Source organism: Marinobacter caseinilyticus (assembly GCF_011074955.1).
GTDB classification, from domain to species: Bacteria; Pseudomonadota; Gammaproteobacteria; order Pseudomonadales; family Oleiphilaceae; genus Marinobacter; species Marinobacter caseinilyticus.
In genome coordinates, this window is record NZ_WUQJ01000030.1 from 35,549 (window position 1) to 60,713 (window position 25,165).

General features: G+C 56.4%; 22 protein-coding genes and 1 pseudogene. 16 read left to right on the forward strand and 7 right to left on the reverse strand.

Annotated features, from left to right (window positions below):
* Window positions 1–23 precede the first annotated feature (23 nt).
* The 3 genes and pseudogenes from ftsA to lpxC form a co-directional block, all read left to right on the forward strand.
* Window positions 24–1,161 (forward strand): annotated as a pseudogene (gene ftsA / locus GRX64_RS14850) (cell division protein FtsA); the annotation flags it as partial.
* 205 nt (window positions 1,162–1,366) lie between these two features.
* On the forward strand, window positions 1,367–2,524 hold the full coding sequence (ftsZ, locus tag GRX64_RS14855) for a cell division protein FtsZ (protein ID WP_166268526.1): 1,158 nt from the start codon (window positions 1,367–1,369) through the stop codon (window positions 2,522–2,524).
* Between the two features lie 197 nt (window positions 2,525–2,721).
* The gene (gene lpxC / locus GRX64_RS14860; RefSeq protein WP_166268527.1) at window positions 2,722–3,639 is read left to right on the forward strand and encodes a UDP-3-O-acyl-N-acetylglucosamine deacetylase; all 918 of its coding nucleotides are present in this window, start codon (window positions 2,722–2,724) and stop codon (window positions 3,637–3,639) included.
* Window positions 3,640–3,650: 11 nt separating this feature from the next.
* Here lpxC and GRX64_RS14865 read toward each other — a convergent pair whose 3' ends face one another.
* Window positions 3,651–4,097 carry a DciA family protein gene (locus tag GRX64_RS14865; RefSeq protein WP_166268528.1) on the reverse strand — a complete coding sequence of 149 codons (447 nt, stop codon included), beginning with the start codon at window positions 4,095–4,097 and terminating at the stop codon, window positions 3,651–3,653.
* A gap of 294 nt (window positions 4,098–4,391) precedes the next feature.
* Here GRX64_RS14865 and GRX64_RS14870 point away from each other — a divergent pair, with 294 nt between their 5' ends.
* From GRX64_RS14870 to ribA, 7 genes are all read left to right on the forward strand, one after another.
* On the forward strand, window positions 4,392–5,330 hold the full coding sequence (locus GRX64_RS14870) for a M23 family metallopeptidase (RefSeq protein ID WP_166268529.1): 939 nt from the start codon (window positions 4,392–4,394) through the stop codon (window positions 5,328–5,330).
* Between the two features lie 217 nt (window positions 5,331–5,547).
* Window positions 5,548–8,292, forward strand: a complete 2,745-nt coding sequence (gene secA / locus GRX64_RS14875; protein WP_166268530.1) for a preprotein translocase subunit SecA — start codon at window positions 5,548–5,550, stop codon at window positions 8,290–8,292.
* Window positions 8,293–8,401: 109 nt separating this feature from the next.
* The gene (argJ, locus tag GRX64_RS14880; protein ID WP_166268531.1) at window positions 8,402–9,616 is read left to right on the forward strand and encodes a bifunctional glutamate N-acetyltransferase/amino-acid acetyltransferase ArgJ; all 1,215 of its coding nucleotides are present in this window, start codon (window positions 8,402–8,404) and stop codon (window positions 9,614–9,616) included.
* Window positions 9,617–9,620: 4 nt separating this feature from the next.
* A complete protein-coding gene (locus GRX64_RS14885) occupies window positions 9,621–10,559 on the forward strand; it encodes a Nudix family hydrolase (protein WP_166268532.1) in 939 nt (312 codons plus the stop codon).
* Between the two features lie 47 nt (window positions 10,560–10,606).
* Window positions 10,607–11,083 carry a cyclic pyranopterin monophosphate synthase MoaC gene (gene moaC, locus GRX64_RS14890; RefSeq protein ID WP_166268533.1) on the forward strand — a complete coding sequence of 159 codons (477 nt, stop codon included), beginning with the start codon at window positions 10,607–10,609 and terminating at the stop codon, window positions 11,081–11,083.
* Window positions 11,084–12,094: a GTP 3',8-cyclase MoaA gene (gene moaA, locus GRX64_RS14895; RefSeq protein ID WP_166268534.1), complete on the forward strand. Its 1,011-nt coding sequence runs from the start codon at window positions 11,084–11,086 to the stop codon at window positions 12,092–12,094.
* A 203-nt stretch (window positions 12,095–12,297) separates the two neighbouring features.
* Window positions 12,298–12,912 (forward strand): GTP cyclohydrolase II, encoded by a 615-nt coding sequence (gene ribA, locus GRX64_RS14900; RefSeq protein ID WP_166268535.1) that lies wholly within the window; start codon window positions 12,298–12,300, stop codon window positions 12,910–12,912.
* 54 nt (window positions 12,913–12,966) lie between these two features.
* Here the strand turns inward: ribA and dxs are convergent, their stop codons facing one another.
* From dxs to GRX64_RS14915, 3 genes are all read right to left on the reverse strand, one after another.
* Entirely contained in the window at window positions 12,967–14,901 is a 1,935-nt protein-coding gene (gene dxs / locus GRX64_RS14905) for a 1-deoxy-D-xylulose-5-phosphate synthase (RefSeq protein ID WP_166268536.1), read from the reverse strand.
* Between the two features lie 124 nt (window positions 14,902–15,025).
* Window positions 15,026–15,925, reverse strand: a complete 900-nt coding sequence (locus GRX64_RS14910) for a polyprenyl synthetase family protein (protein WP_166268537.1) — start codon at window positions 15,923–15,925, stop codon at window positions 15,026–15,028.
* Window positions 15,925–16,179 carry an exodeoxyribonuclease VII small subunit gene (locus GRX64_RS14915; RefSeq protein ID WP_166268538.1) on the reverse strand — a complete coding sequence of 85 codons (255 nt, stop codon included), beginning with the start codon at window positions 16,177–16,179 and terminating at the stop codon, window positions 15,925–15,927. The genes GRX64_RS14910 and GRX64_RS14915 overlap by 1 nt, the downstream gene beginning before the upstream one ends.
* A gap of 151 nt (window positions 16,180–16,330) precedes the next feature.
* On the opposite strand from GRX64_RS14915, the gene GRX64_RS14920 reads away from it, so the two are divergent.
* Complete coding sequence (locus GRX64_RS14920; protein WP_166268539.1) at window positions 16,331–16,909, forward strand: PilZ domain-containing protein; 579 nt, start codon at window positions 16,331–16,333, stop codon at window positions 16,907–16,909.
* Between the two features lie 80 nt (window positions 16,910–16,989).
* Here the strand turns inward: GRX64_RS14920 and GRX64_RS14925 are convergent, their stop codons facing one another.
* Entirely contained in the window at window positions 16,990–17,769 is a 780-nt protein-coding gene (locus GRX64_RS14925; RefSeq protein ID WP_166268540.1) for an NRDE family protein, read from the reverse strand.
* Between the two features lie 142 nt (window positions 17,770–17,911).
* On the opposite strand from GRX64_RS14925, the gene GRX64_RS14930 reads away from it, so the two are divergent.
* Genes GRX64_RS14930 through GRX64_RS14945 form a run of 4 tightly spaced genes read left to right on the forward strand, consistent with a single transcriptional unit; the run spans window position 17,912 to window position 20,907 of the window.
* Window positions 17,912–18,706 carry a sulfite exporter TauE/SafE family protein gene (locus tag GRX64_RS14930; protein WP_166268541.1) on the forward strand — a complete coding sequence of 265 codons (795 nt, stop codon included), beginning with the start codon at window positions 17,912–17,914 and terminating at the stop codon, window positions 18,704–18,706.
* A 15-nt stretch (window positions 18,707–18,721) separates the two neighbouring features.
* Window positions 18,722–19,522, forward strand: coding sequence for a prolipoprotein diacylglyceryl transferase (lgt, locus tag GRX64_RS14935; RefSeq protein ID WP_166268542.1), 801 nt, complete (start codon window positions 18,722–18,724; stop codon window positions 19,520–19,522).
* The gene (locus GRX64_RS14940; protein WP_166268543.1) at window positions 19,506–20,345 is read left to right on the forward strand and encodes a thymidylate synthase; all 840 of its coding nucleotides are present in this window, start codon (window positions 19,506–19,508) and stop codon (window positions 20,343–20,345) included. The genes lgt and GRX64_RS14940 overlap by 17 nt, the downstream gene beginning before the upstream one ends.
* Window positions 20,346–20,391: 46 nt before the next feature.
* Window positions 20,392–20,907: a dihydrofolate reductase gene (locus tag GRX64_RS14945; protein WP_166268544.1), complete on the forward strand. Its 516-nt coding sequence runs from the start codon at window positions 20,392–20,394 to the stop codon at window positions 20,905–20,907.
* Here GRX64_RS14945 and GRX64_RS14950 read toward each other — a convergent pair.
* Window positions 20,886–22,397 (reverse strand): DEAD/DEAH box helicase, encoded by a 1,512-nt coding sequence (locus tag GRX64_RS14950; protein WP_166268545.1) that lies wholly within the window; start codon window positions 22,395–22,397, stop codon window positions 20,886–20,888. The two genes, GRX64_RS14945 and GRX64_RS14950, sit on opposite strands and share 22 nt — an antisense overlap.
* A gap of 300 nt (window positions 22,398–22,697) precedes the next feature.
* Here GRX64_RS14950 and GRX64_RS14955 point away from each other — a divergent pair, with 300 nt between their 5' ends.
* Window positions 22,698–23,879 carry a YbfB/YjiJ family MFS transporter gene (locus tag GRX64_RS14955; RefSeq protein WP_235937704.1) on the forward strand — a complete coding sequence of 394 codons (1,182 nt, stop codon included), beginning with the start codon at window positions 22,698–22,700 and terminating at the stop codon, window positions 23,877–23,879.
* 28 nt (window positions 23,880–23,907) lie between these two features.
* Here the strand turns inward: GRX64_RS14955 and paaX are convergent, their stop codons facing one another.
* Window positions 23,908–24,870: a phenylacetic acid degradation operon negative regulatory protein PaaX gene (paaX, locus tag GRX64_RS14960; protein WP_166268547.1), complete on the reverse strand. Its 963-nt coding sequence runs from the start codon at window positions 24,868–24,870 to the stop codon at window positions 23,908–23,910.
* Window positions 24,871–25,165 lie beyond the last annotated feature (295 nt).

Below are 25,165 nucleotides of genomic sequence, written 5' to 3' on the forward strand. Positions count from 1 at the left end.
GGACCTACAGTTTGGTGAATTACATGTCATCGGGTGAAACGGAAAACATGATTGTCGGTCTCGACATTGGCACCTCCAAGGTGGTTGCCATCGTCGGCAAACGCAAAATGGACGGCACGATCGAAGTGGTGGGTATTGGCTCGCATCCTTCCCGCGGACTGAAGCGGGGTGTGGTGGTCAATATCGAGACCACGGTGCAAGCCATTCAGCGTGCGGTGGAGGAGGCCGAACTGATGGCTGGTTGCCGGATTCATTCGGTGTATGCCGGTATTGCCGGCAGCCACATCAAGAGTCTGAATTCCCATGGCATTGTTGCAATTCGGGACCGCGAGGTGACGCAAGCGGACATTGACCGTGTCATTGATGCGGCGCAAGCCGTGGCAATTCCTGCGGATCAGAAAGTGCTGCACATCCTGCCGCAGGAATTCGTGATTGATAACCAGGAGGGCATCAAGGAGCCGATGGGCATGTCCGGGGTTCGCCTGGAAGCCAAAGTCCATCTGGTGACTTGCGCGGTGAATGCGGCTCAGAACATCGAGAAATGTGTCCGTCGATGCGGGTTGGAAGTGGATGACATCATTCTGGAGCAATTGGCGTCGAGTTACGCCGTATTGACAGAAGATGAAAAAGAACTGGGAGTGTGTGTGGTTGACATCGGTGGTGGCACCACCGACATCGCAGTCTTCACCGGCGGGGCCATTCGGCATACCGCGGTCATTCCGATCGCCGGCGATCAGGTGACCAACGACATTGCGATGGCGCTGCGCACGCCGACCCAGAACGCCGAGGAAATCAAGATCAAATACGCCTGTGCGCTCACTCAGCTTGCCGGCGCGGACGAGACCATCAAGGTGCCCAGTGTGGGCGATCGAGCGCCTCGGGATTTGTCCCGTCAGGCGCTGGCAGAGGTGGTCGAACCCCGTTATGAGGAATTGTTTACGCTGGTGCAGTCGGAGCTTCGTCGCTCGGGTTTTGAGGACATGATCCCGGCAGGCATCGTGATTACGGGTGGCTCTTCCACCATGGAAGGTGTGGTGGAGCTGGCTGAGGAAATCTTCCACATGCCGGTTCGGCTTGCGTCACCGCAAGCGGTTTCCGGCATGACGGAGGTGGTCAACAATCCGATATACGCCACGGGCGTGGGGTTGCTGATCTATGGCTTTCGCCAAATGGATATTGGTCGAGGGCCGGTGCTCAGGGGTGACGGTGCGCCTTCGCTACTTGAGCGCATGAAAGCCTGGTTTACCGGTCATTTTTGAGGGTAGCCCAGGGCAGTGAACAGTCGGAAACGGCTTAAAACGAAGGTATCTCGAAAAATAATCAGCCTGCCAATAAAGGCTGACAACAAGCACGAAGGAGTAGGGGAATGTTCGAACTCGTCGATAATGTCCAGCAAAATGCTGTGATCAAGGTAATTGGTGTTGGTGGTGGTGGCGGCAATGCCGTTCGTCACATGCTGAATAGCGACATCGAAGGTGTGGATTTTATCTGCGCCAACACCGATGCGCAGGCACTGACCGACATGGGCGCCAAGCAAGTGATTCAACTTGGCGGCAATATCACCAAAGGCCTTGGCGCCGGCGCCAACCCGGAAGTGGGCCGGCAATCCGCCATGGAAGACCGGGATCGTATCGCTGAAGCTCTTAAAGGCGCTGATATGGTCTTTATAACCGCCGGTATGGGCGGTGGAACCGGAACCGGTGCAGCACCGGTGGTAGCCGAAGTTGCTCGTGAAATGGGTATCCTGACGGTAGCGGTGGTCACCAAGCCGTTCCAGTTTGAGGGTGGCAAGCGAATGAGTGTGGCCGAATCCGGGTTAAAAGACCTGGAGGACTCCGTTGATTCCCTGATCACCATTCCCAATGAAAAATTACTGGCTGTCATGGGCAAGAAGACCAGCCTGCTTGACGCCTTCGCAGAAGCCAACAACGTGTTGTTGGGCGCAGTGCAAGGCATTGCCGATCTGATTACCCGTAACGGCATGATCAACGTCGACTTTGCCGACGTAAAAACAGTGATGTCCGAAATGGGCAATGCGATGATGGGGACTGCCCGCGCAACCGGCGAAAATCGTGCTCGCGAAGCCGCCGAGGCCGCTGTTCGCAGCCCGTTGTTGGACGATATCAACTTGCAAGGTGCCAAGGGTATTCTGGTCAACATCACCGCGGGTATGGATTTGAACCTTGGTGAGTTTTCCGAAGTTGGTGACATTATTCGGGAGTTTGCATCGGACACTGCCACGGTTGTAGTGGGCACGGTCATTGATCCTGAAATGACCGACGAACTCAAGGTCACAGTGGTGGCAACCGGGCTTGGCGGAGGCCAGGAAAAGCCAACCAAGGTGGTTGATAACACCCGCTCCCTGGACGGGAAAACAGACTACAAGCAACTGGATCGACCTGCAGTGTTGCGTCGGCGGGCGGTGGCACAAGGTAATGCCGCGCTTGATCAGCGTAAAGAAGCCGAGGAGCAGGGTGTCGACTATCTCGATATTCCCGCATTCCTTCGCCGTCAGGCCGATTGATAAGCTTAACTCTGCTCAACTGAGCGCGAGTCTGCGGCAGCGTGTCGGGCCTCAGGCGACTGGAGAACGGGCGGCGAACTGAATATTGATTCGGAATAATAGAATTGGTTAAATGGTATTCAGGATCGTCTTTTGATATCATCCCGGCAGTTTTGTGCCCAAATGATATCTTACTTTTGTGACGGATTTATTGACCGATGATCAGACAACGGACGCTTAAAAACACCATCCGTGCGACCGGTGTCGGTTTGCACTCGGGTGAGAAAGTATACCTGACGCTCAAACCGGCCCCGATCGATTCGGGAATTGTGTTCAGACGTACGGACCTGGACCCAGCTGTCGAGATTAAAGCATGCGCCGAGAATGTCGGCGAAACCATGCTGTCGACGACACTGGTGAAAGACTCGGTGCGTGTGGCGACCGTGGAGCACCTCTTGTCCGCTATGGCGGGGCTTGGCATTGATAACTGTTTCGTAGAGTTGAGCGCAGCCGAAGTGCCCATCATGGACGGCAGTGCGGGACCCTTTGTGTTCCTGCTGCAGTCGGCTGGCATTGCTGAGCAAAACGCTGCGAAAAAGTTTATTCGCATCAAGCGTGAAGTCTCGCTGGAGGAAGGTGACAAGAAGGCCACTTTCCTGCCGTTCGAGGGCTTCAAAGTCAGTTTCGGCATCGATTTTGACCATCCGGTGTTCAAGGGTCGCGCTCAAACCGCAACGGTGGACTTCTCAAGCACTTCGTTTGTGAAAGAAGTCAGTCGCGCCCGTACGTTCGGTTTCATGCGTGACATTGAGAAGCTTCGGGCGATGAATCTGGCCCTGGGTGGCAGTGTCGATAACGCCATCGTCGTGGACGACTACAAAATCCTTAACGAAGACGGATTGCGTTACGAAGATGAATTCGTCAAACACAAGGTGTTGGACGCCATCGGAGATCTTTATCTGTTGGGCAATAGCCTGATTGGTGAATTTCGCGGGGTGAAATCCGGTCATGATTTGAATAACAAGCTACTCCGTAAGCTTCGTGCTGAAGAGGATGCGTGGGAAGTGGTTACATTCGACGATGAATCCACAGCGCCCATCTCCTACCTTAAGCCTGTGCTGGCGGCTCAGACCTGAGGCGGGAAGCCTTAAGTCCGAACGTGACTTGCGAGTTTTTCGAGAACCTCGCGCAAAGCAGTATCCTTCGTGTGCCCGGCTTCTTCTTTTAGAAGCTGGGCATTTTCATGACTGAGAGGTTGTTTTTCTGGTCGTTTTTGATCAACAAAACGAGGTGGGACCACCTTGACCCGAAAGCGCCAGACGAATCGAAATTGATCATTTTCCCGCAACTTTCCCATAATCTCATGCTGCTGCAGGCGCAGACGGCTGGCGATCATGGAGGACTCTGCGCTCAGGGTAATGTCGCCGTCATAGCTGCTGACAAAACGAACTCCGGATCTGAGGGCCTCTGGAAGGGCCGCAATCACTTGCTGCTCGACCGTAAGATGCAGTTCCGCCTTGGCCAGCAGGTTCCGCAAGTTGGGGGACTGGCGCTGGTTATCAGAGTTCAGCGCTATTGTTGACATTTTGTTCATAGTTTATCGAATGGCTCGACGAATACGGTTACTATTAGTTACACTTCGGCACGGTTTATGATTAGTGCCTGTATTACACTCTTTTAACATTGTGTGGGAGTGCTGTCCACGGGCGCAGAGTCATCGTTGTCGCCGCCTTATCCAAGTGTGCACTCCGTTTATGCTGCCCATGATTGAGTTGTCGGGGGAGAACCCCCGCAATCAGGCAAAGGATGCTTGGCAGACCAGTTAGCTTGCAAGAGACGCACGGTTACAGGACGACGTGGCGGCTTTTGTGTGAATATAGAATGCCCTATGAATATCATTTTAATGGGAAAACGGCACGGTAAATCTCGTGTCCTTCCAATCAACACGCCCGTAACGATCGGTCTTGTGATGATTGTATCGGCATTTGCGGGCAGTGCAGCGTGGCTGGGCTATTCCTTTGCCGATGCCAAGCCAGCTACCCAGCAGGCCGTCGTGTCGTCTCCGGTTGTCAGCGAGTGGCAGGCTCGAATCCAGGATCAGCGCAGTGAACTCGACCGCGTCAACGAGAAAACCCTCCAGCAGGTTGATGCACTGACGTTGAGGCTGGGTGAAATCCAAGGTCGACTGTTACGCCTGGATGCGCTGGGACAAAGATTTGTCGAATCCGGCCTGGTCGGCAGCGAAGAGTTCAATTTTGACCAGCCCGCGGCGGTGGGCGGCCCTGAGGGCGCCATGGATAGTGAACCTTATTCGACACCCGAACTCAGTAAAATGATTGAGCAGTTGGACACCCGGCTGGCAGATCGGGAACAACAATTGCGACTGCTCGACAGCCTTATGTCCCGCAAAAAGATTGAAGACGATCGCTTTGTGGCCGGTCGGCCGATCACGTGGGGCTGGCTGTCATCACGTTATGGCTATCGGTCGGATCCCTTCAATGGGCGTCGAACCTGGCACGATGGCGTGGACCTGGCGGGTAAAGATGGCAGTGACATTATTGCTGTTGCGGCCGGGGTTGTAACCTATGCAAGTGATCGGCATGGTTATGGTAACCTGGTTGAAGTCGATCACGGCGATGGCTTGGTCACCCGTTACGGACACTGCAAGTTGATAAAGGTCAAAACCGGTGACGTAGTTGAAAAGGGTGAGGTGCTGGCCTTGATGGGCAGCACGGGGCGATCAACCGGACCGCATGTGCACTTTGAAGTATTGCGCAACGGCAAGAGCCAAAATCCAGAAGAATACATTCAACGCGCCAGCCGGTAATCAACCGGCTGACCGAATCAGGCGTAGCAGAATCATCGACCTGTGCGCCTCTGCCTTTTGTCCTTTCGTTAAATAAGGTTAGAATGCCGTCTTCACTGGAGCAGGTGATCGGTGTTTTAGTGCGAGTCAGTAAGTTACTGTTACCTAACCTGCCCGAGACTGTGCGTTCGTTCTGAATAGCGAGACGCTCTCCTTACAACCAAAGAAGCAGTGGTCTATGTTCACGAAGCTTGCAACCAAGATGTTCGGCAGTAAAAACGCGCGCGAGATTAAGCGCATGCGTAAAGTCGTCACGCAAATTAATGAGCTTGAAGAAGCGTTTAGCGCACTGTCGGACTCTGAATTGCAAGGGAAAACCGCCGAGTTCAGGCGGCGTCTGGATGAGGGTGAAACCCTCGATAAGCTGCTGCCGGAGGCGTTTGCCACTGTCCGCGAAGCTGGCCGTCGCGCTATGGGAATGCGGCATTTCGATGTTCAGCTCATTGGTGGCATCACTCTGCATGAGGGTCACATCGCGGAGATGAAAACCGGTGAAGGCAAAACCCTGGTTGCGACCGCGTCGGTTTATCTGAACGCTTTGTCGGGTGCCGGTGTGCACGTTGTCACGGTGAATGATTACCTGGCCCGCCGGGACGCAGAGTGGATGGGTAAATTGTACCGATTCCTCGGCATGCAGGTTGGGGTCATTGTTGCGGGACAGTCAACGGAAGAAAAACGGGCCGCCTATGGCGCCGACATCACCTACGGCACCAATAACGAATTTGGATTTGATTATCTTCGCGACAATATGGCCTTCAGCACCGCTGAAAAAGTGCAGCGTGGCCTGAATTACGCGATTGTCGATGAAGTGGACTCGATATTGATCGATGAGGCGCGTACGCCTCTGATCATCTCTGGTGCTGCAGAAGACAGCTCCAGAATGTATCGTGAAATCAATGAGCTGGTTCCCAACCTTGAGAAAGGTGAAACGCTTGAAGAGGGCGAGCCGACCGGGGACTTCACGATTGATGAGAAGACGCGCCAGGTTGACCTGACCGAAGCCGGCCACGAAAAAGTCGAGGAGCTGCTGGCCCAGCGAGGGTTGCTGAAGGAAGGTGAAAGCCTCTATTCAGCGACCAATCTCAGTCTCCTGCACCACGTGCACTCGGCGCTACGGGCACACCATCTGTTCCAGAAAGACGTGGATTACATTGTCCAGAGTGACCAGGTCGTCATTGTTGATGAGCATACCGGCCGGACCATGCCGGGTCGCCGCTGGAGTGAAGGGCTTCACCAGGCTATAGAAGCGAAAGAAAAGGTTAACATTCAGGCCGAAAGCCAGACACTGGCCTCAACCACGTTCCAGAATTATTTCCGGCTATACAACAAGCTGGCTGGGATGACAGGCACCGCCGATACCGAAGCGTTCGAATTCCGCCAGATTTATGGTCTGGATGTGGTGGTGATTCCGCCCAACAAACCGATCCAGCGTACTGATTACAATGACCTGATCTATCTGACACAGGAAGAGAAATTCCACGCCATCATTGATGAGATTAAAGACGTCACGGCAGAACGACGGCCCATACTGGTGGGTACTGCATCGATTGAGGCATCGGAATTGCTGTCGATGTTGCTGAAGAAGGCCAAGATCGATCACAAAATACTGAACGCCAAACAGCACGAAAGTGAAGCCTATATCATCGCCCAGGCCGGTCAGCCGGGTGCGGTAACTATTGCGACCAACATGGCCGGTCGGGGTACGGATATCGTACTTGGCGGCAATTGGGAGCACGAAGCGGCCAGCCTCGAAAACCCCTCAGAGCAGGATGTCGCCAAGCTCAAGGCGGCCTGGACGGAGCGCCACAATCAGGTGCTGGATGCCGGCGGCCTGCATATCGTCGGCACCGAGCGTCATGAGTCCCGTCGTATTGATAACCAGCTCCGTGGCCGTGCTGGCCGTCAGGGCGACCCGGGTTCGTCGCGCTTCTTCTTGTCGCTGGAAGATAACTTGATGCGTATTTTCGCTCCGGATCGGGTGAAGAACATCATGCAAGCCATGGGGATGAAAAAAGGCGAGGCCATCGAGCACCGCATGGTGACCAATGCCATTGAGAAATCCCAGCGCAAGGTCGAAGGTCGAAACTTTGATATGCGTAAGACACTGCTTGAATACGACGATGTCGCCAACGATCAGCGAACCGTTATTTATGAGCAGCGGAACGAAGTCATGTCGTCCGAAGACATCTCCGATATGGTCAAATCCATTCGGGAAGACGTGGTCGACGAGCTGATCAGCGAATTTATTCCCCCGCAAAGCATGCCTGAACAGTGGGATGTGCCAGGACTGGAAGCCCAACTGCAGTCGGAACTGGCCATCGATTTGCCCATCCAGACATGGTTGGACGAAGACGAAAAGCTGTTTGAGGAGAATCTTCGCCAGCGTATTCTGGACGAGGTTGTGTCGGCCTATGAGGTGAAAGAGCAAGTTGTCGGCCCAGAACCCATGCGCAACTTCGAGAAACAGGTGTTTTTGCAGGTCATGGACACGCTCTGGAAAGAGCACCTGTCGAATATGGACCATTTGCGTCGTGGCATTCATTTGCGTGGTTACGCCCAAAAGAATCCGAAACAGGAATACAAGCGCGAAGCCTTCAACCTGTTTGAATCCATGCTGGACACCATGAAGCGCGACTTCACTCGGGTGCTTTGTCATGTGAAGGTTCAGACCCAGGAAGAAATGGCCGAAGTAGAGCAGCGTCGGAAGGCAGAGCTTGACCGGCAGTTGGCAGCTGCCAAAATGCGACACGACGAAACCAGTGCCGCGAGCGACAAACCGCAAACGGGCGACAATAGCGGCGATCGTGAGGGCGCTGCGGGTCCGGAAACGTTCGTGCGACAGGACCGTAAGGTCGGTCGTAACGAGCCCTGTCCGTGTGGATCCGGGAAAAAATACAAACAGTGTTGTGGCAAGGTGAACTGAGTTCTGATTCAGTTAAATACGGACTCAACAGCCCGCACCCTGATACGTCAGGCTGCGGGTTTTTTCTTCCGACCCGGTCGGTGAAATTACACTCTGAAGGAGACTCATCATGGCGGTAGGACTGGGGCCATTACCTGACTTTTTTCCTGTGCCCGGGGTCAAACTGGGCGTCAGCAGTGCGGGTGTCAAAAAACGCGGGCGCAAAGACATTGTGGTCTTCGAGCTGGTGCAGGGCAGTCAGGTGGCCGGAATATTCACCCGCAATCAGTTTTGCGCGGCGCCAGTGACTGTGACCCGGCGTCATTTGAGTGAGAACCAGCCCCGTTACCTTCTGATCAACACCGGTAACGCCAATGCCGGCACCGGACGCCAGGGCTTGCTTGATGCCAAAGCCTGCTGTCAGGCGCTGGCATCGGTAGCGGGGGTGACTGGCTCCGAGGTATTGCCGTTTTCCACGGGAGTTATTGGCGAGCCCTTGCCAGTGGATAAAATTGTGCAGGCACTGCCGGGCGCGCTGGCAAACCTCAGTGAGTCACGCTGGGCCGACGCCGCCGAGGGCATTATGACCACAGACACCTTGCCCAAAGGTGCGACTCGCCAAGTACAACTGGGCGAACACACCGTCACGATCTCCGGTATCAGTAAAGGTGCGGGCATGATTCGCCCCAACATGGCCACCATGCTCGGGTTTATTGCCACCGACGCACGACTCGAACCGGCCTTGATGCAGTCCCTGACTACTGAGCTCGGCGATGCATCGTTCAACCGGATTACCATTGACGGTGACACCTCGACCAACGACGCCTGCATGCTGATGGCAACCGGCCAAACGGGCCCGGAAATTGGCGTCGACAGTCCTTGGTTGTCAGTGTTTCGTGCCGCCTTGCAAGACGTCTTCATGACCCTGGCTCACGCCATCGTTCGTGACGGCGAGGGCGCCACCAAGTTTGTCACCATTGATGTGGCGGGTGCGGGCAATCAACAGGAAGCGCTGGATGTCGCGTACACCGTGGCCCATTCGCCGTTGGTTAAGACAGCGCTGTTCGCATCCGATCCCAATTGGGGGCGTATTTTGGCGGCGGTAGGCCGCGCGGGCGTACCGGAACTGGATTTGGGCGCCCTTGAAATTTATCTCGGTGATGTGTGCCTGGTCCGACATGGCGGGCGAGCGGAAGATTACAGCGAGTCCCGTGGCCAAGCCGTTATGAGTCGGCCCGAGATCACAATTCATATTGACCTCAAGCGCGGCAACGTGCGCGAGCGAGTATGGACCTGTGACTTCTCTCACGACTACGTGACCATTAATGCGGAATATCGGACCTGACGACATGACAGAAGTGCATGTCGCGGTTGCTGTCATTCGGCGTCAGGGCCAGGTCCTGATTGCCCGTCGGCCGGATCACACCCACCAGGGCGGCTTGCTGGAATTTCCCGGAGGCAAGGTAGAGCCCGGTGAATCCGTCCAGTGCGCATTGGTTCGTGAAATCGCCGAGGAGACCGGCTTGACCGTTCCGGCTGCTTCGTTGTGGCCGGTGATTGGTGTCCGTCACGATTATGGCGACAAACGTGTTTTTTTGGACGTCTGGGGTACTGATGAGGCGTCGGGGCAACCGCAGGGGCGCGAAGGTCAGGACATAATGTGGCAGGCAATAGACGCCCTGCAAGATGATGAGTTTCCCGCAGCCAATCGGCCCATAATCCGGGCGCTCCGATTGCCCCGTCGTTACGCCATAACCGGTCCTTTTGGTTCGACTTCTGAGGGCTTGGCGCGATTGCAGCGGCAGTTGGATTTGCATTGCCCCGACCTGGTGTTGCTGCGCGCACCCTGGCTGAGTACCTCAGCCTATGAGTCGTTTGCACGCGACGCGTTGGTCATGTGTCGGGAAGCCGGCGTGGCGCTGATACTGCATGGTGATCCGGCGATGTTGGCCCATGTGTCAGCCGCCGGCATCCACCTTCCCTGGCGCTTGGCAGAAACGCTGCAGTGTCGGCCGGTGTCATCGAAGTGCTGGTTTTCGGTGTCGTGTCATAACGCAGCGGAAGTGGCTCATGCGGCCGATCTGAGTGCGGATTTCATTACGCTGGGTGCGGTGAAGCCGACGGCGTCCCACCCTGGGCGCCCGGCATTAACCTGGCCTGAGTTTCAGACTCTGGTTGACGCGGCGCCTCTGCCGGTATTCGCGCTCGGTGGTATGATCGACGATGACTTGGAGCAAGCGCTGGTCCATGGAGCCCAAGGCATCGCTGGCATTAGCAACTGGTGGTGAGTTGGGTTTCTGCTATGCTGGACGAAAGACAATAAACGGGAGGTTGAGTGAGCAAACTGACGCATCTGGATGACAAGGGCTCCGCTCGAATGGTGGATGTGACCAGCAAGGCGGCCACTGAGCGTGAAGCCCGGGCGGAAGCCTGGGTGCGTATGATGCCTGAAACCTTGACCATGATCATGGCGGGGGAGCACCCGAAGGGCGATGTTATTGCTGTGGCCCGCGTTGCCGGCATTATGGCTGCCAAGAAGACCCATGACCTGATTCCGCTTTGTCATGCGCTGAATCTGACGTCGGTCAAGGTTGAAATCACCTCCGACGCAGAGTCGTCGGCCATGCATATACAGACATTCTGCCGACTGACGGGTCAAACCGGGGTGGAAATGGAGGCACTGACAGCGGCCAGCATCGCCGCCCTGACACTCTACGATATGTGTAAGGCGGTCGATCGCGGCATGGTAATAGATTCGGTCAGGGTGATCGAAAAAAAGGGTGGCCGTAGCGGCCATTGGCAGGTGGCGTAGATGGATACACCAGAGCCGTTGATTGATAATTTCGGTCGTCAGGTTACATATGTCCGCGTTTCGGTCACGGATCGCTGTGACTTTCGTTGTGTCTATTGCATGTCGGAAGAGATGACCTTTTTGCCCAAGTCGGAAGTGCTTTCACTGGAAGAGTTGGAAGTGCTGGTCCGCAACCTGGTGGCGTGCGGTGTTACTAAAGTCCGACTCACCGGTGGTGAGCCTCTGGTGAGGCCGGGAGTAGTCGGTCTGGTTCAGAAAATTCGCACTCTGCCAGGACTGCGGGAGCTGTGTATGACCACCAATGGTGGTCGGTTGCAGGACTTGGCGGAACCGCTGAAAAAAGCTGGGCTTGATCGTTTGAACGTCAGCCTGGACAGCCTTGACGAAGGCCGTTTTCATGAGCTCACCCGCACCGGCCGGCTAGGCAAAGTGCTGGCCGGCATCAACGCGGCGCAAAACGCCGGGTTCGAGCACACCAAGCTCAATGCCGTGGTGATGCGAGGCCGGAACGATGATGAGATTCTGCCGCTGGTTGAGTATGCTCTGGCGCAAGACCTGGACCTCAGCTTTATCGAGGAAATGCCACTTGGGGTAATCACCGAACATGATCGTGGCGAAGCGTTTTTCTCCAGCGACGAAATCAGGACGGTCATTCGCAGCCAGTACGTCCTGGAGTCGGCCGCCGATGCCACTGGTGGGCCATCGCGTTATTATCGAGTGCCCGGCTACGACAGCCGAATAGGCTTTATCTCCCCTCACAGCCACAACTTTTGCGGTGACTGTAATCGGGTGCGCGTCACCACCGAGGGGCAGTTGTTGTTGTGTCTTGGTAATGAGCACTCAGTCGATTTGCGTGCGGTACTAAGACAAGGTTCGCAAGAGTCGGCATCGGTGGATGCCCGAGTTCAGCAAGCGTTACGAGACTCAATGGCGATCAAACCTGAGAAGCACCATTTTAATCTTGACGATGAACCTCAAATTCTGAGATTCATGAGTGTTACCGGGGGCTGACTCCGGCACCCGACCACCAATGCCTAACCGGTTTATCGAGTTGATGCTGGCATAAACGCCGTCAATGCCGACTCAAACCGGAAGGTCCGGCCGCTGAGTATGACATTGGGCAGTGCAGGGCTGCGAAAACGTTGATCGCGCTACGCCCGAGCCGTCGCTTCTGCTAAAATTCGCCGCCTATTGATTTGATACGAGGTAATGCTGTGGTCGTTCGTTATGTCGAGACCTGCCGACTACCGACGCCTTTCGGTGTCTTTGATATGCACGGCTTTGAAGAGCCGGACACCGGTAAGGAACACATTGCGCTGACGCTGGGCGAATTGGACAGCGATGAGCCTATGTTGGCGCGGACGCATTCGGAGTGCCTTACCGGTGATGTGCTATACAGCATGCGGTGTGATTGCGGTTATCAGTTGGAAGAGGCGCTGCGCAGCATTGCCCGGGAAGGGCGAGGCTTGCTGATGTACCTTCGGCAGGAGGGTCGGGGTATTGGCCTGCTCAATAAAATTCGTGCCTATCACTTGCAGGATCAAGGCGCGGATACCGTTGAAGCCAATGAACGTCTGGGCTTTGCCGCCGATTTGCGGGATTACAGCATGTGTCGCGACATGCTCGCGCATCTGGGTATCAAGCGCCTGCGGTTAATGACCAACAATCCGCGCAAAGTGGATGCGTTGACGGCGTTGGGTATCGACATCGCCGAGCGGGTGCCCTTACACGTTGGCAGAAACCCGCACAATGAACATTATCTTGATACCAAGCAAAGCAAGCTCGGGCACTGGATGGACACCCACCAGGACGACGATCCCACCGTTTAATGCCGGACAGTGCCCTCAGTGCTCTGTAGGTCAACGACTCAGCCAGACCTGAGGCTAGGGCACCGCTTTGAGCGTCAGGTGGCGCTTCATCCGCTCCAGCCGCTGTTCAATCGATGTCTGAATGCCATTGGCGTCGAGCCCGCATTCAGCCAGAAGCTCGCTGTGTTTGCCGTGATCGACGAAGCGGTCCGGCAAGCCCAGGTTTAATATTGGCTGTGTAATGCCCTCGGCATTCAAGTACTCCGCCACAGCGCTCCCGGCCCCACCTGCAATCGCGTTCTCTTCCAGCGTCACCAGCAGATTGTGTTGTGCCGCCAGCTCGCGGATGAGTGCTTCATCAAGCGGTTTCACAAATCGCATGTCAGCCACCGTGGCGTCCAATCTGTTGGCGACTTCCAGTGCCGGTGTCAGAAGGGTGCCGAAGTTCAGAATGGCAATGCTGGAACCTTCACGAATTCGGCGGCCTTTGCCTATGGCCAGAGGTGTGAGTTGCTGTTCAATGGTGGCGCCCGGTCCGGTGCCGCGCGGGTAACGAACCGCCGCCGGACCCTCGAAGGACAGTCCGGTCTGGAGTAGCTGGCGAGTTTCATTCTCATCGGAGGGCGCCATCACCAATAAATTTGGGATGCAGCGTAAGTAACTGAGATCAAAAGCACCCGCATGGGTTGGGCCGTCTTCGCCCACCAGTCCGGCGCGATCAATGGCAAACAATACATCGAGATTCTGTATTGCCACGTCGTGGATGAGTTGGTCATAGGCCCGCTGCAAAAATGTCGAGTAGATCGCCACGACCGGTTTGCTGCCATCGCAAGCCAGCCCGGCCGCCAGCGTAACCGCGTGCTGCTCGGCAATTGCAACGTCGTAGTAGCGATCTGGGAAACGTGCGGCGAACGCCACCAAATCAGAACCTTCGCACATGGCGGGCGTAATCCCGACCACCCGGGTGTCCTGTTCAGCGCTATCGCACAGCCACTGGCCAAACACATTGGCGTACTTGGGTTGTTTGGGAGTGCTGACCACGGGTGCCGGTTTGTTGGCCGGCACCGGCTCAATCTTGTTAATGGCGTGGTAGCCAATCGGATCGGCTTCCGCCTGGGCGAACCCTTTGCCTTTTTTGGTGACGACGTGCAAAAACTGAGGGCCATCCAGTTCGCGGATGTTTTCCAGGGTTTCCACCAGCAACGGCAGGTCATGACCGTCGATGGGGCCAATGTAGTTAAAGCCGAGCTCCTCGAACAGGGTGCCTGGCGAGATCATGCCCTTGAAGTGCTCTTCGGTTTTTCGGGCCAGTGCCATCAGATTGGGGGTTGCCTGCAGCACGCGCTTGCTGCCATCGCGAACCTGATTGTAAGTCCGGCTGGCCAGGAGTTTGGCAAAATAATTGGACAGACCGCCGACGTTGTGCGAAATCGACATGTCGTTGTCATTGAGGATGACCAGTAAATCGGCCCGAATATGACCGGCGTGATTGAGCGCCTCAAATGCCATGCCCGCTGTCATTGCACCGTCGCCTATGACGGCAATGCTTTTGCGGGCGATCCGCTGCATTTGGGCTGAAATAGCCATGCCCAGTGCGGCGCTGATGGAGGTGCTGGAATGCCCGACGCCAAACGTGTCGTAAGGGCTTTCTGCGCGTTTGGGAAAACCTGCCAGGCCAGTTTTTTTACGGATCGAGCCCATTCGGTCACGACGGCCGGTCAGTATTTTGTGCGGATAGGCTTGGTGGCCGACGTCCCATACCAATCGGTCTTCCGGGGTATTAAAGACATAATGCAGGGCCACGGTGAGCTCGAGTACGCCCAGTCCAGCACCAAAATGGCCTCCGGTTTGGCCAACTGACCACAATAAAAATGCGCGCAACTCGCGCGCCAGCTGAGGTAGCTGCTGCTCCGATAGCAGACGCAGCTGATCCGGTGTTTCTACCCGGTCGAGCAACGGCGTGTTGGGCCGTTGAGACGGGATTTCCTTAAAGAGGTATGTATCCTGCATCCGCTTGGGTCTTTTCCAGGTGGTTCTGCTGTATTGTCACAAACTCGTATTATACGGGATCACGGTGCCCACTTTCACACCGAATGCCAATGAATGAAGCATAGGCGGTGTGTCAGTGGGTGTGTTAATAAGTACGGGCCACCACAAAGCCGGCCATGGCCCGCAATGCATCCGCCTCCGAACCAAACCGTGTCAGGCTGCTAAGGGCTGCGTCAAGCAGCTGGTTGAGATGGGTTCGGGTGCCATCGACCCCGAGCAGTGCGGGGTAGGTGGGCTTGGCACGCGCCACGTCGGAGCCTTGAGGCTTGCCAATGACGTCTGTCTCCCCCTCGATGTCCAGGAGGTCATCCTGAACCTGGAAGGCCAGTCCCAACGCGCGCGCGTAGTCCGTTAGCGATGCCAGAAGATCGCTGTCGAGCGGGACCGCGGTCAGCGCCCCGAGTCGAACACTGGCCTCTATCAACGCACCGGTTTTACGGCGGTGCATGGTTTCCAAATGCTCCAACGTCAGTGTCTGACCCACTGCTGCCAAATCGATGGCTTGTCCGCCGACCATGCCCTGATGGCCACTGGCAATTGCCAATTCACGAATCATCGTGAGGCGCATGCGCTGGGGAAGGTCCTCTGCGTCGGCCAGCCATTCGAAAGCGAGCGCCTGCAGGGCATCACCGGCAAGTATGGCGGTGGCTTCATTGAAGGCGATGTGTGTGGTTGGTCGTCCCCGGCGCAGATCGTCATCGTCCATTGCCGGCAAGTCGTCGTGAACCAGTGAATAGGCGTGGATCAGCTCAATGGCGCAGGCGGGTATCAGCGCCGCCTGCTCTATCTGACCAACGGCAAGCGCCGCACCCATGCACAGTGCAGGGCGGATACGCTTACCACCGCCGAGAACACTGTAACGCATGGACTCACCCAGCAAGGACGGTTGTATGTCATGAAAAGACAGACGCCGGGTCAGTTCGGCATCGGTCTGGGCTCGACAATGGGTGATGAAGGTTGAATCCACCATCGTTGCGTCAGACATCAGGCCGGCTCGTCCGGATTGAAGGGGCGAGCTTCCAGGGTGCCATCGCTGCGTTCTGTTAGCTGCTCAACGCGTTGCTCCGCGGATTTAAGCGCCTGCTGGCATTCCCGTGTGAGTCTGACGCCACGCTCAAATGCGGTCAGGGACTGTTCCAGGGACAATTCGCCCTGTTCGAGATCGCGTACCAGTGCTTCGAGCTCGTTGAGCGATTTCTCAAAGTCTGCGGTGGAAGTTGAGCTTGGTTGATCGGCCATGGTGACGGGCCTCCGGTGGTTGCACGGGTTTTGCCGGAGTATACCAGAGCAGGTCGGGTAAACAGACCGTCCGGCGTGGATTCAGCTATTCTGTATCCGGGCACGGGTGCAAATGCGTTCCCGGGTATGAATCATCAGGGGAGGTACGACCATGTGGCAGGGTAAGGAGCGGCGGCAGTTTTACCGGGTGGAGGACCGTGTCGCGCTGCGTTTTACCCGGTTGCACGATGATCAGTCGGTGTCCTCGGAGCTCGCTCGGCTATCCCTGCACAACCGTATCATGGCGTTAAATCAGGAGTTGGAGCATGAATTGTCAGTGCTTGCCGAGCAGTCTCCGCGTATTCATCACATCGCTCAGCTGCTGAACGAAAAACTGACGCTGGGGATGAGCGCACTCACGATGAAAGGCTACCCCGACGAATCGGCACTGAAGCAGACCGCGATCAACCTGAGTGCCAGCGGTCTGGCGTTTGACGTGGACGAGTGGGTTAAAACCGGCGAGCGGTTGCTGGTGGATGTGGTGTTTTATCCTGAAGGAGAACACTTTAGCGCCATTGTCCGGGTCATCGATTCCGATACCACCGGCGATGGCTATCGTTTGCGAACGGATTTTGAACGCTTGCCGGAGCATGATCGTGAGCGTTTGGTACGACATATTCTGACTGTGCAATCCCGCCGTATCCGGGAACTACGGGGCGTTTCCGGCCAGGGTGGCCCGAGCGAAGCTTAGGAGCCGGGCCAACGCATTACCCCGATAGCGGCTTGCGGATGAGCATCGAGGCCTTGCCCCGGGACCGATGAGAGCGATGCTCACCGGCTTGATGGGCGCCTCCAGCTGAATTGTTGGTGTTGCCCCGGTTGCCCCTCCGGCAGCCAGTTTTGCTCCGTCACCACAATCTGGCCTTGAGTATCGACCGTCACAATCGTGGTGGCGCGGGTGCCATAGTCGCGCCCACGAATGAATGGCGACGACAGAAACCGTTCCATCGCCAGGCCGACGCCGGTGTCGGGCAAACAGTGGTCCGGTGCCGGCGTGTCATCCTGCAATTGCGCGACCAAAGTGGCGTGAAGCGTCTCAGTCTGGTGCCGGCGCGTCTGCGCCAGTGTCCGACCTACCGAATCTCTGAGTTTCAGTAGTTTTGGCCAGGGGCTTTGCAGCAAATGGTTGCTCAGGCCGTACAGCCCCCGATGAAGGTTTCGGCCCGGATGGGCATCGCGATTGCTGAAATACCAGCCTGCCTCCGGCGACAGTGCAACCAGGTTAAAACCCGCATAGCGACCGGCATTCTCTCGTAGCTGCCGGTTCAGCTCTGGCTGTGATTCGGTGAGCGCCAGCAGGGGCAAGGCACCGCGGGACGGTCCCGATGTTATCTCGCCGCCGCCCCGGACGTTGGTTACCGCCGCGACGGCACCCTCTCGGGACACCGCAAGCCAGGTGCCCCCCGACAATTGGTCTTGACCGGCCAGTACGTCGGGTTCGCGCCACCAGTGCATGGCCGTGGTCGGGCGGGCAAAGAATTCATCGCGGTTGGCGGCCACCACTAATGGAAACTGGGGGTGCCGGGCAACGGCAAATAGAATCAGACACATACCATGGCGCCTATCGAAGGTTGGTGGGGCGATTCTGGCGTTTTTAAGGGCTTGAGGGCAAGAGCGTATCGGTCGTTGCCGGTAATAATCTGCCGTGCGCTTGTGTATCATAGCGGCTCAAATTTGGTTGCCAGGATCGGTCATGTCTCTGCTGTTGTTGCTTGCCGTCTACCTTTCCCTGGGCGCCGTTGCTGGTGTGTTGGCCGGGATGCTCGGTATCGGCGGTGGCCTGGTGATTGTGCCGGTGTTGATCTTCAGTTTTGATATGCAGGGTGTGAGTCCGGAAATTGCCGCCCACCTGGCGGTGGGAACCTCGCTGGCCACCATTATTTTCACCTCGATCAGCTCCATTCTGTCTCATCACGCACGGCATGCAGTGCGCTGGGATATTTTCAGGCCCATGATGATGGGCATTGTGCTTGGCGCTGCGCTGGGGGCATGGACGGCGTCATTGCTCAGCGGCGCCGCGTTGGAACTGATCATTGGTGTGTTTGTGCTGCTGGTGGCGATAAAAATGCTGCTGGATGTGAATCCGCCGCCCGGTCGCGCCGTCCCTGGCAGCATGGGGCTGGGCGCCGCGGGTGCCAGCGTTGGCTGGGTTTCGGCGATTTTTGGTATTGGCGGTGGCACTCTGACCGTGCCGTTCCTCAGTTGGTGCAACGTGCGCATGCAGCACGCCGTGGGTACGTCAGCGGCCTGCGGGTTGCCGATTGCATTGGCCGGTTCGTTGACCAATGTGGCAACTGGGTGGCAGGCAACGACCTTGCCGGAGTACAGTCTGGGGTTTGTTTATGTGCCCGCCCTTGTTGGCGTGGCAATTACCAGTGTAATTTTTGCACGTTTTGGCGCGGCGCTTGCCCATCGTCTGGATGCTCGCCTGCTGAAACGGATCTTTGCGGTGCTATTGGTTATTATCGGCATTCGTTTCCTGACCTGAACAGAGAGTGTATTGATGCTTCGTCACCCCCAGTTTGACCCCGTTGCGCTGTCGCTAGGACCGCTAAAAATCCACTGGTACGGCCTCACCTATCTGGTGGGTTTCCTGGTGGGTTGGTGGTTGGGACGACTTCGAACACGCAAGCCCTGGTCGCCAATCACCGAAATACAAATGGGCGATCTTTTGTTCTATATTGCGCTTGGCGTAATTTTGGGCGGCCGTTTCGGGTATGTGATTTTTTACAATTTTGAGCAGTTTCTGGCCGACCCCTTATGGCTCTTGCGGGTGTGGGAAGGCGGAATGTCCTTCCACGGTGGGCTTATCGGTGTGATGTTGGCAATCTGGTGGTTTGGTCGCAAGGTTGGCCGGACTTTTTTCCAGATTGCCGATTTTGTGGCGCCGTTGGTACCGGTTGGTCTCGGGGCGGGTCGAATTGGCAATTTCATAAACGGCGAACTGTGGGGCAAGCCCACGGATGTGCCTTGGGGAATGGTGTTTCCCCAGGCGCCGGATGCACTGGCTCGGCACCCTTCTCAGTTGTATCAATTTGCGCTTGAAGGTGTGCTGTTCTTCATCCTGTTGTGGTGGTTTTCGTCCAAGCCGCGGCCGAGAATGGCGGTCAGTGGTTGTTTCCTGTTGCTGTACGGCATTTTCCGGTTTGCCGTTGAATTCGTGCGGCAGCCGGACCCGCAATTGGGGTATCTGGCCTTCAATTGGCTCACCATGGGCCAGGTATTGTCTTTCCCGATGATTCTGGCCGGGATAGTTATGATGATGGTCGCTTACAGGGGAGCGAAAAATGAAAGCCTATCTTGATTTGATGCGGGACGTGGTCGATAACGGCACCGACCGGGGTGATCGCACGGGTGTAGGTACCCGATCTGTGTTCGGGCGACAAATTCGGTTTAATCTCGCCGACGGCTTCCCTCTGGTGACTACCAAGAAAGTGCATGTTCGCAGCATTATTTATGAACTGCTCTGGTTTCTCAACGGCTCAACCGACAACCGCTGGTTGCAGGAGCGTAAGGTCAAGATCTGGAATGAGTGGGCTCTGGAGGACGGCGACCTCGGTCCGATCTATGGTAAGCAGTGGCGCAGTTGGCAGTGCCCGAATGGAGACGTGGTCGACCAGATAAGTGAAGTGATCCGCCAGATCCGCACCAAACCGATGTCACGACGACTGATCGTGTCCGCCTGGAACCCGGCCGAACTGCCCGATGAATCAATGAGTCCACAGGCCAACGTCGAAAATGGCAAGATGGCTCTGGCGCCCTGCCACTGCCTGTTTCAGTTCTACGTTGCCAAGGGTCGGCTGTCCTGTCAGCTATATCAGCGCAGTGCCGATCTGTTTCTTGGTGTGCCGTTCAACATTGCCTCTTACAGTCTCCTGACCCATATGATTGCCCAGCAGTGCGATCTTGAGGTCGGTGAGTTTGTCCACACGTTCGGGGACTGCCATCTCTATCAAAACCACCTGACCGATGACATCGTGTTTGAGCAATTAAACCGCAGCCCGCGGGCCTTGCCTAAATTGGCGATTCAACGCAAACCGGAGTCGATATTCGACTACACCCTGGAAGACTTTGTATTTGAGGGGTATGAGCCGTATCTGGCGATTAAGGCACCGATCGCCATTTGAAGGCAGTGCACCGGCTACCCCAGTCCTAACGAAAGAGAGAGGTCGAATGCGAAAGGCACTGATTGTGGCCATGGCCCGTAACCGGGTCATCGGCCGGAACAACGCATTGCCCTGGTATTTACCCGGTGATCTGCGTTACTTCAAGCAGGCAACCATGGGCAAGCCCATTATCATGGGGCGAAAAACCTGGGATTCCATCGGTCGGCCGTTGCCGGGGCGGCTCAACATTGTCGTTACCAGAGACCCGGATTGGCAGGCACCCGCAGGTGCAGTCCGTGAGCTCACGCTGCAACAGGCATTCGTTCGAGCGGAAGCGCAGGCCGAGATAGAAGGTGGCGACGAAGTGATGGTGATTGGTGGCGGGCAGATATACGCCGAAGCACTGTCGCAAATCGACCGTATGTACCTGACTCAGGTGCACGCGGAGGTGGAAGGCGATGCTTACTTCCCGGAAATCAACTGGGATGAGTGGGAAGAAATCGGACGGGAAAATTTCTCCGCGTCCGATAACAATCCATACGACTACAGTTTTGTGATCTATCAGCGCTTGGCGTCAGTCTGACGTGGTGGGCGCTTGCCGCCTGCAGGTGGCTTGCCACGACCGCCAGGCCTGGGGCCGCCCTTGCCCGGACCTTTCTTGAAGCCGGGCTTGTGGCCACCCGGACGGTTGGGGCGACGACCATCGTTGTTATCGCGGCCGCGACGTTCCGGGGACGGAATTGGCAAGGCCGCCGGCTGTTCAAGTGGCAGCGCGCCTGGTTGGGCGGTTTCCATCCAACAGGCCAGGGCGCCAGCCAGAACTGCAATATCAACGTTATTGCGTTCGGCAATGCCGTTCAGTAATTCCACTGCTTTTGGCTGCTTGCCGTCCTCGGCAAAGGTCATCAGCTGAGCTTCAAACTGCTCTTCCCGCATTTTCTGCAGGTCGACCGGCGAAGGCAATTGATAGGACTCCATAGGGGAGTTGGTCGCCCGTTCAAGGGTTCTCAGCCAGCTACGCTCCCGCGGTGTCACCAACAGAATGGCTTTGCCTTCGCGTCCGGCACGGCCGGTTCGGCCAATACGGTGGATGTAGGCTTCGGTGTCGTACGGCACGTCGTAGTTGATGACGTGCGTGATGCGGGGCACATCGAGGCCTCTGGCCGCTACGTCAGTGGCCACAACGATGTCTTTCTTGCCACGCTTCAGATCTTCAACGGTCTGTTCCCGTTGACGCTGATTCAGATCGCCATTCAGGGGCGCAACGGAGTGCCCCCGGGCTGACAGTTTCTCGGCCAGCAAGGTCGTTTCGGCTTTCGTGCGCACAAAAATAATGGTTGCATCAAAAGGTTCGACTTCAAGAATGCGGGTGAGGGCATCCAATTTGCGCTCGGCATAGATCGGCAGCACATACTGGGTGGTACGAGCGACGGTTTTGGTCTGATTCTCGATTTTTACTTCGACGGCATTGCTCAGGTAGGTCTGCGCCACCTTGCGAATGGGGCCCGGCATCGTCGCAGAGAATAGCGCGCGCTGGCAATTTGCGGGTGTGGCAGCAAGAATGGCTTCCACATCGTCAATGAAACCCATGCGAAGCATCTCATCAGCTTCGTCCAACACCAGCGACTTCAGGGTGTCCAGCTTCAGGGTACCGCGACGCAAGTGGTCAAGCGTTCGCCCTGGTGTGCCAACAATTACCTGGGCGCCGCGCTTGAGCGCTTTCAATTGTGGGTAAAAGTCCTGGCCGCCGTAAATAGGCAGTACCTGAAAACCACGAATCTTGCTGGCGTAGGTGCTAAAGGCTTCGGCCACCTGGATGGCAAGCTCCCGCGTCGGTGTCAGCACCAGAATTTGTGCTTCTTTGGCTTTGTGATCAATGCGGCTGAGCAGCGGTAGTGCAAAGGCGGCGGTTTTACCCGTGCCAGTCTGCGCGGTGCCCAGTAGATTATCACCGTTCAGTAGCAGCGGAATCGACTGCGCCTGGATGGGGGACGGCTTTTCGTAACCTACCGCGACCACGGCTTCAAGTACGGCCGGATCAAGGCCGAGATCGGCAAAAGACAATTCAGACATTAATGTACTCGGAATTCTGGGGAGGAGGAGCATCGCAAGGCAATGCGTTAGTGACGGGTATGGTAGTTGATTTGGCCGATATTTGATAGGCAATATTTGCGGTTAGTGTGTACGCACTTGCTCTGACCCGGGATGAGCCACCTATCCGCTCGGAAGGTGAGATCACCGACACTGCACCTGACCGCTGACCGAAGGTGTATAGTTTGCACGGGCCAATGGCGTTTGCGAGGCGGGCACTTATAAAGCTTTATTGGGGCCAGGTATAAAACGATGACGAATTGAGGAAACTCCGTGAAAGCAATGGATACAATAAAAGTGCTGGTCGCCAGCGTAATCTCGGTGGTGGTGATGGTGGGTGTGGCCCGGTTCTCTTACACACCCATGATCCCCGAGATGGTTGAGGCACTGGGGCTGAGCAAATCCGTGGTGGGCATGCTGGCGACGGTGAATTACGCCGGTTACCTCACCGGTGCACTGCTGATCACCCGGATCAGCAGTCTTGATCTCAAGGTAAAGCTTTACCAACTCGGGCTTGTGGTCGCAGTGGTTTCGACGGTGCTTATGGGTTACACCACGGACGTGTGGTTGTGGTTTGTCTTGCGCTTTGTTTCCGGGCTGAGCACTTCAGCGGGCATGCTCCTAGGCGCCGGGCTGCTGATGAGCTGGCTGATTAAGAATAATCAAAAAGCTGAACTTGGAGTGTTCTTTTCCGGCATCGGGCTCGGGATTGTCCTGACGGCAGTGGTGGCACAGCTGATCAAGGACGCTTTCACCTGGGATCAGCAATGGGTGGTTTATGGGCTTGTGGCATTGGTGCTGCTGGTACCAGCCTGGCGCTGGATGCCGGATTACCGCGCCTGCACTTTGCCGCGAACCGGGGGCAAAGATGCGCCAGAGGAGCGGAGCCGCTTCATTCGCATTCTGCAGCTGGCCTATTTTTGTGCTGGCGTGGGTTATGTTGTGACGGCCACGTTTTTGGTCGCCATCGCCGAGTCTATGCCGGCGCTCAGCGGCCACGGCTGGCTCATCTGGCTCATTGCCGGTCTCGCGGCTACGCCGGCCTGCTGGCTCTGGGATGTGTTCTCGCGCCGTTGGGGGCAGTGGCTGGCACTGTATCTGGCTTATACCCTTAATGCCGTGAGTATCCTGATGCTGATCCTCAACACTAGTATGGCCAGTGTGATGCTCAGCGCCGTGATTTATGGCGCCAGCTTCATCGGTATTGTCAGTATGATGTTGGCCATGGTCGGGCGGGTGTTTCCTGAAAACCCGTCCCGGCCCATGAGCCGGCTGACGTTCAGCTATGGTACCGCCCAGATGCTGGCGCCCGCCGTGGTGGGTTATCTGGCCGACGTGGAAGGCAATTACACCAACGGCCTCTGGCTAACGCTGGTTGTGATGGCGCTCGGTGTCGTGGTGTTGCATCTGGCGCGCAAAGCCGAGCAGCGAGCCCAGGGAGCACCCGCGCTGGGCTCAGGATAGCGATTGGGAAGCGGGTGTTCGGGCGCGTTTATTCTATTTCGCTTACGGCATCGCTGACAGCGCTCGACCCCCGCAGTCCTCCGAAACGTTTGTAGAACTTCTCTCCTGGACCTGGCAGAGGGCCGGAAGCATTCTCCAGGATGTCGTCCAGCCACTGCTCGGCCCGCGCATAGATTTTACGGTAAAGATTGCGGCAAAGCTGCTTGGCGCTACGGCCTTCCCAGTCTCCTGGTAACAATTCATCGGGCAGTAGCGGATCCCGCAGCAGAATCTTGCGGTACTCGTGAATGAGCAGGATTCGAAGAATCAAGCACTGCTCCGGGTTGAGTGTATCTTCCGACTGCAACTCGCGCCACAGCGGGCGGAACTGACTCAGGAAGCGCCGGTAGCGGCCCCCGAGCTCATCCAGATTCCAGCTCTCGCGAACCTGCAGGCGGAGTGCCCGTGGGCTTTTCTGCTCCATGGGCAGGGTCTGCATCACGATGGTGTCTTCCAGGGCGCCCCATTCCTGCAGCATGGGGATCAGTTCGCTGCGGGTATATCGTGGATGCTCCATCAGGCCCGGGGCCATGCTGCCAAAGCTGAGCCACTTCAATTCCTCCCGGACTTTCTGGCGAAGCTCCGGAGACAACTGATTCAGGTACACCAAACACCAGCTGCCGCTCCACTCTTCTGTATCGAGATTGTAAACATGTTGGAACGCCTGCTCAAAGCGGCGCAGTCCGGGACCAGTGAGGCTGTAATAACTGCGGCGCCCCACCTTTTCCGTTTGCAGCCAGGACTCCTGCGCCAGGCGATACACCGAAGTACGCACCAGCCGTTGGCTAATGCCCATGGGTTCTACCAGTTTCATCAAGCTGCCAAGCCAGACATTGCCGCCACGTGGAACGATAGCGTCGCCATAGATGGTAATGATGAGAGAGCCAGCCCGGAGGGGCCGCTTCTTCTGAAAGTTGTGGACGAGTAGTTCTAGTTGGCTTTTTGCAGTCATGGCCTAGGGTTCGCAAATAGGTTCAGTGAAACACGTTGTCCGTATTATGCGGTTCTTGCGTGTCAGGTAAAGGCTTGTCTCTCTGATCACTGTGCTGGCGCCTTTGACAGGCGTCAGCTTTACTTAAAGAGCTTTGGGTGGGTGCCCCTAAATCGGTTGACATGGAAGTTATGATACAATAACTTCGTTTTGTATTCTTCATCGGTATCGAATTATACTGAGGGCGAATAATCAAGTTTGATGAAATCACGGATGAAGTAATAAAAAACAACCAGACAACGGGCGAAAGTCTGAA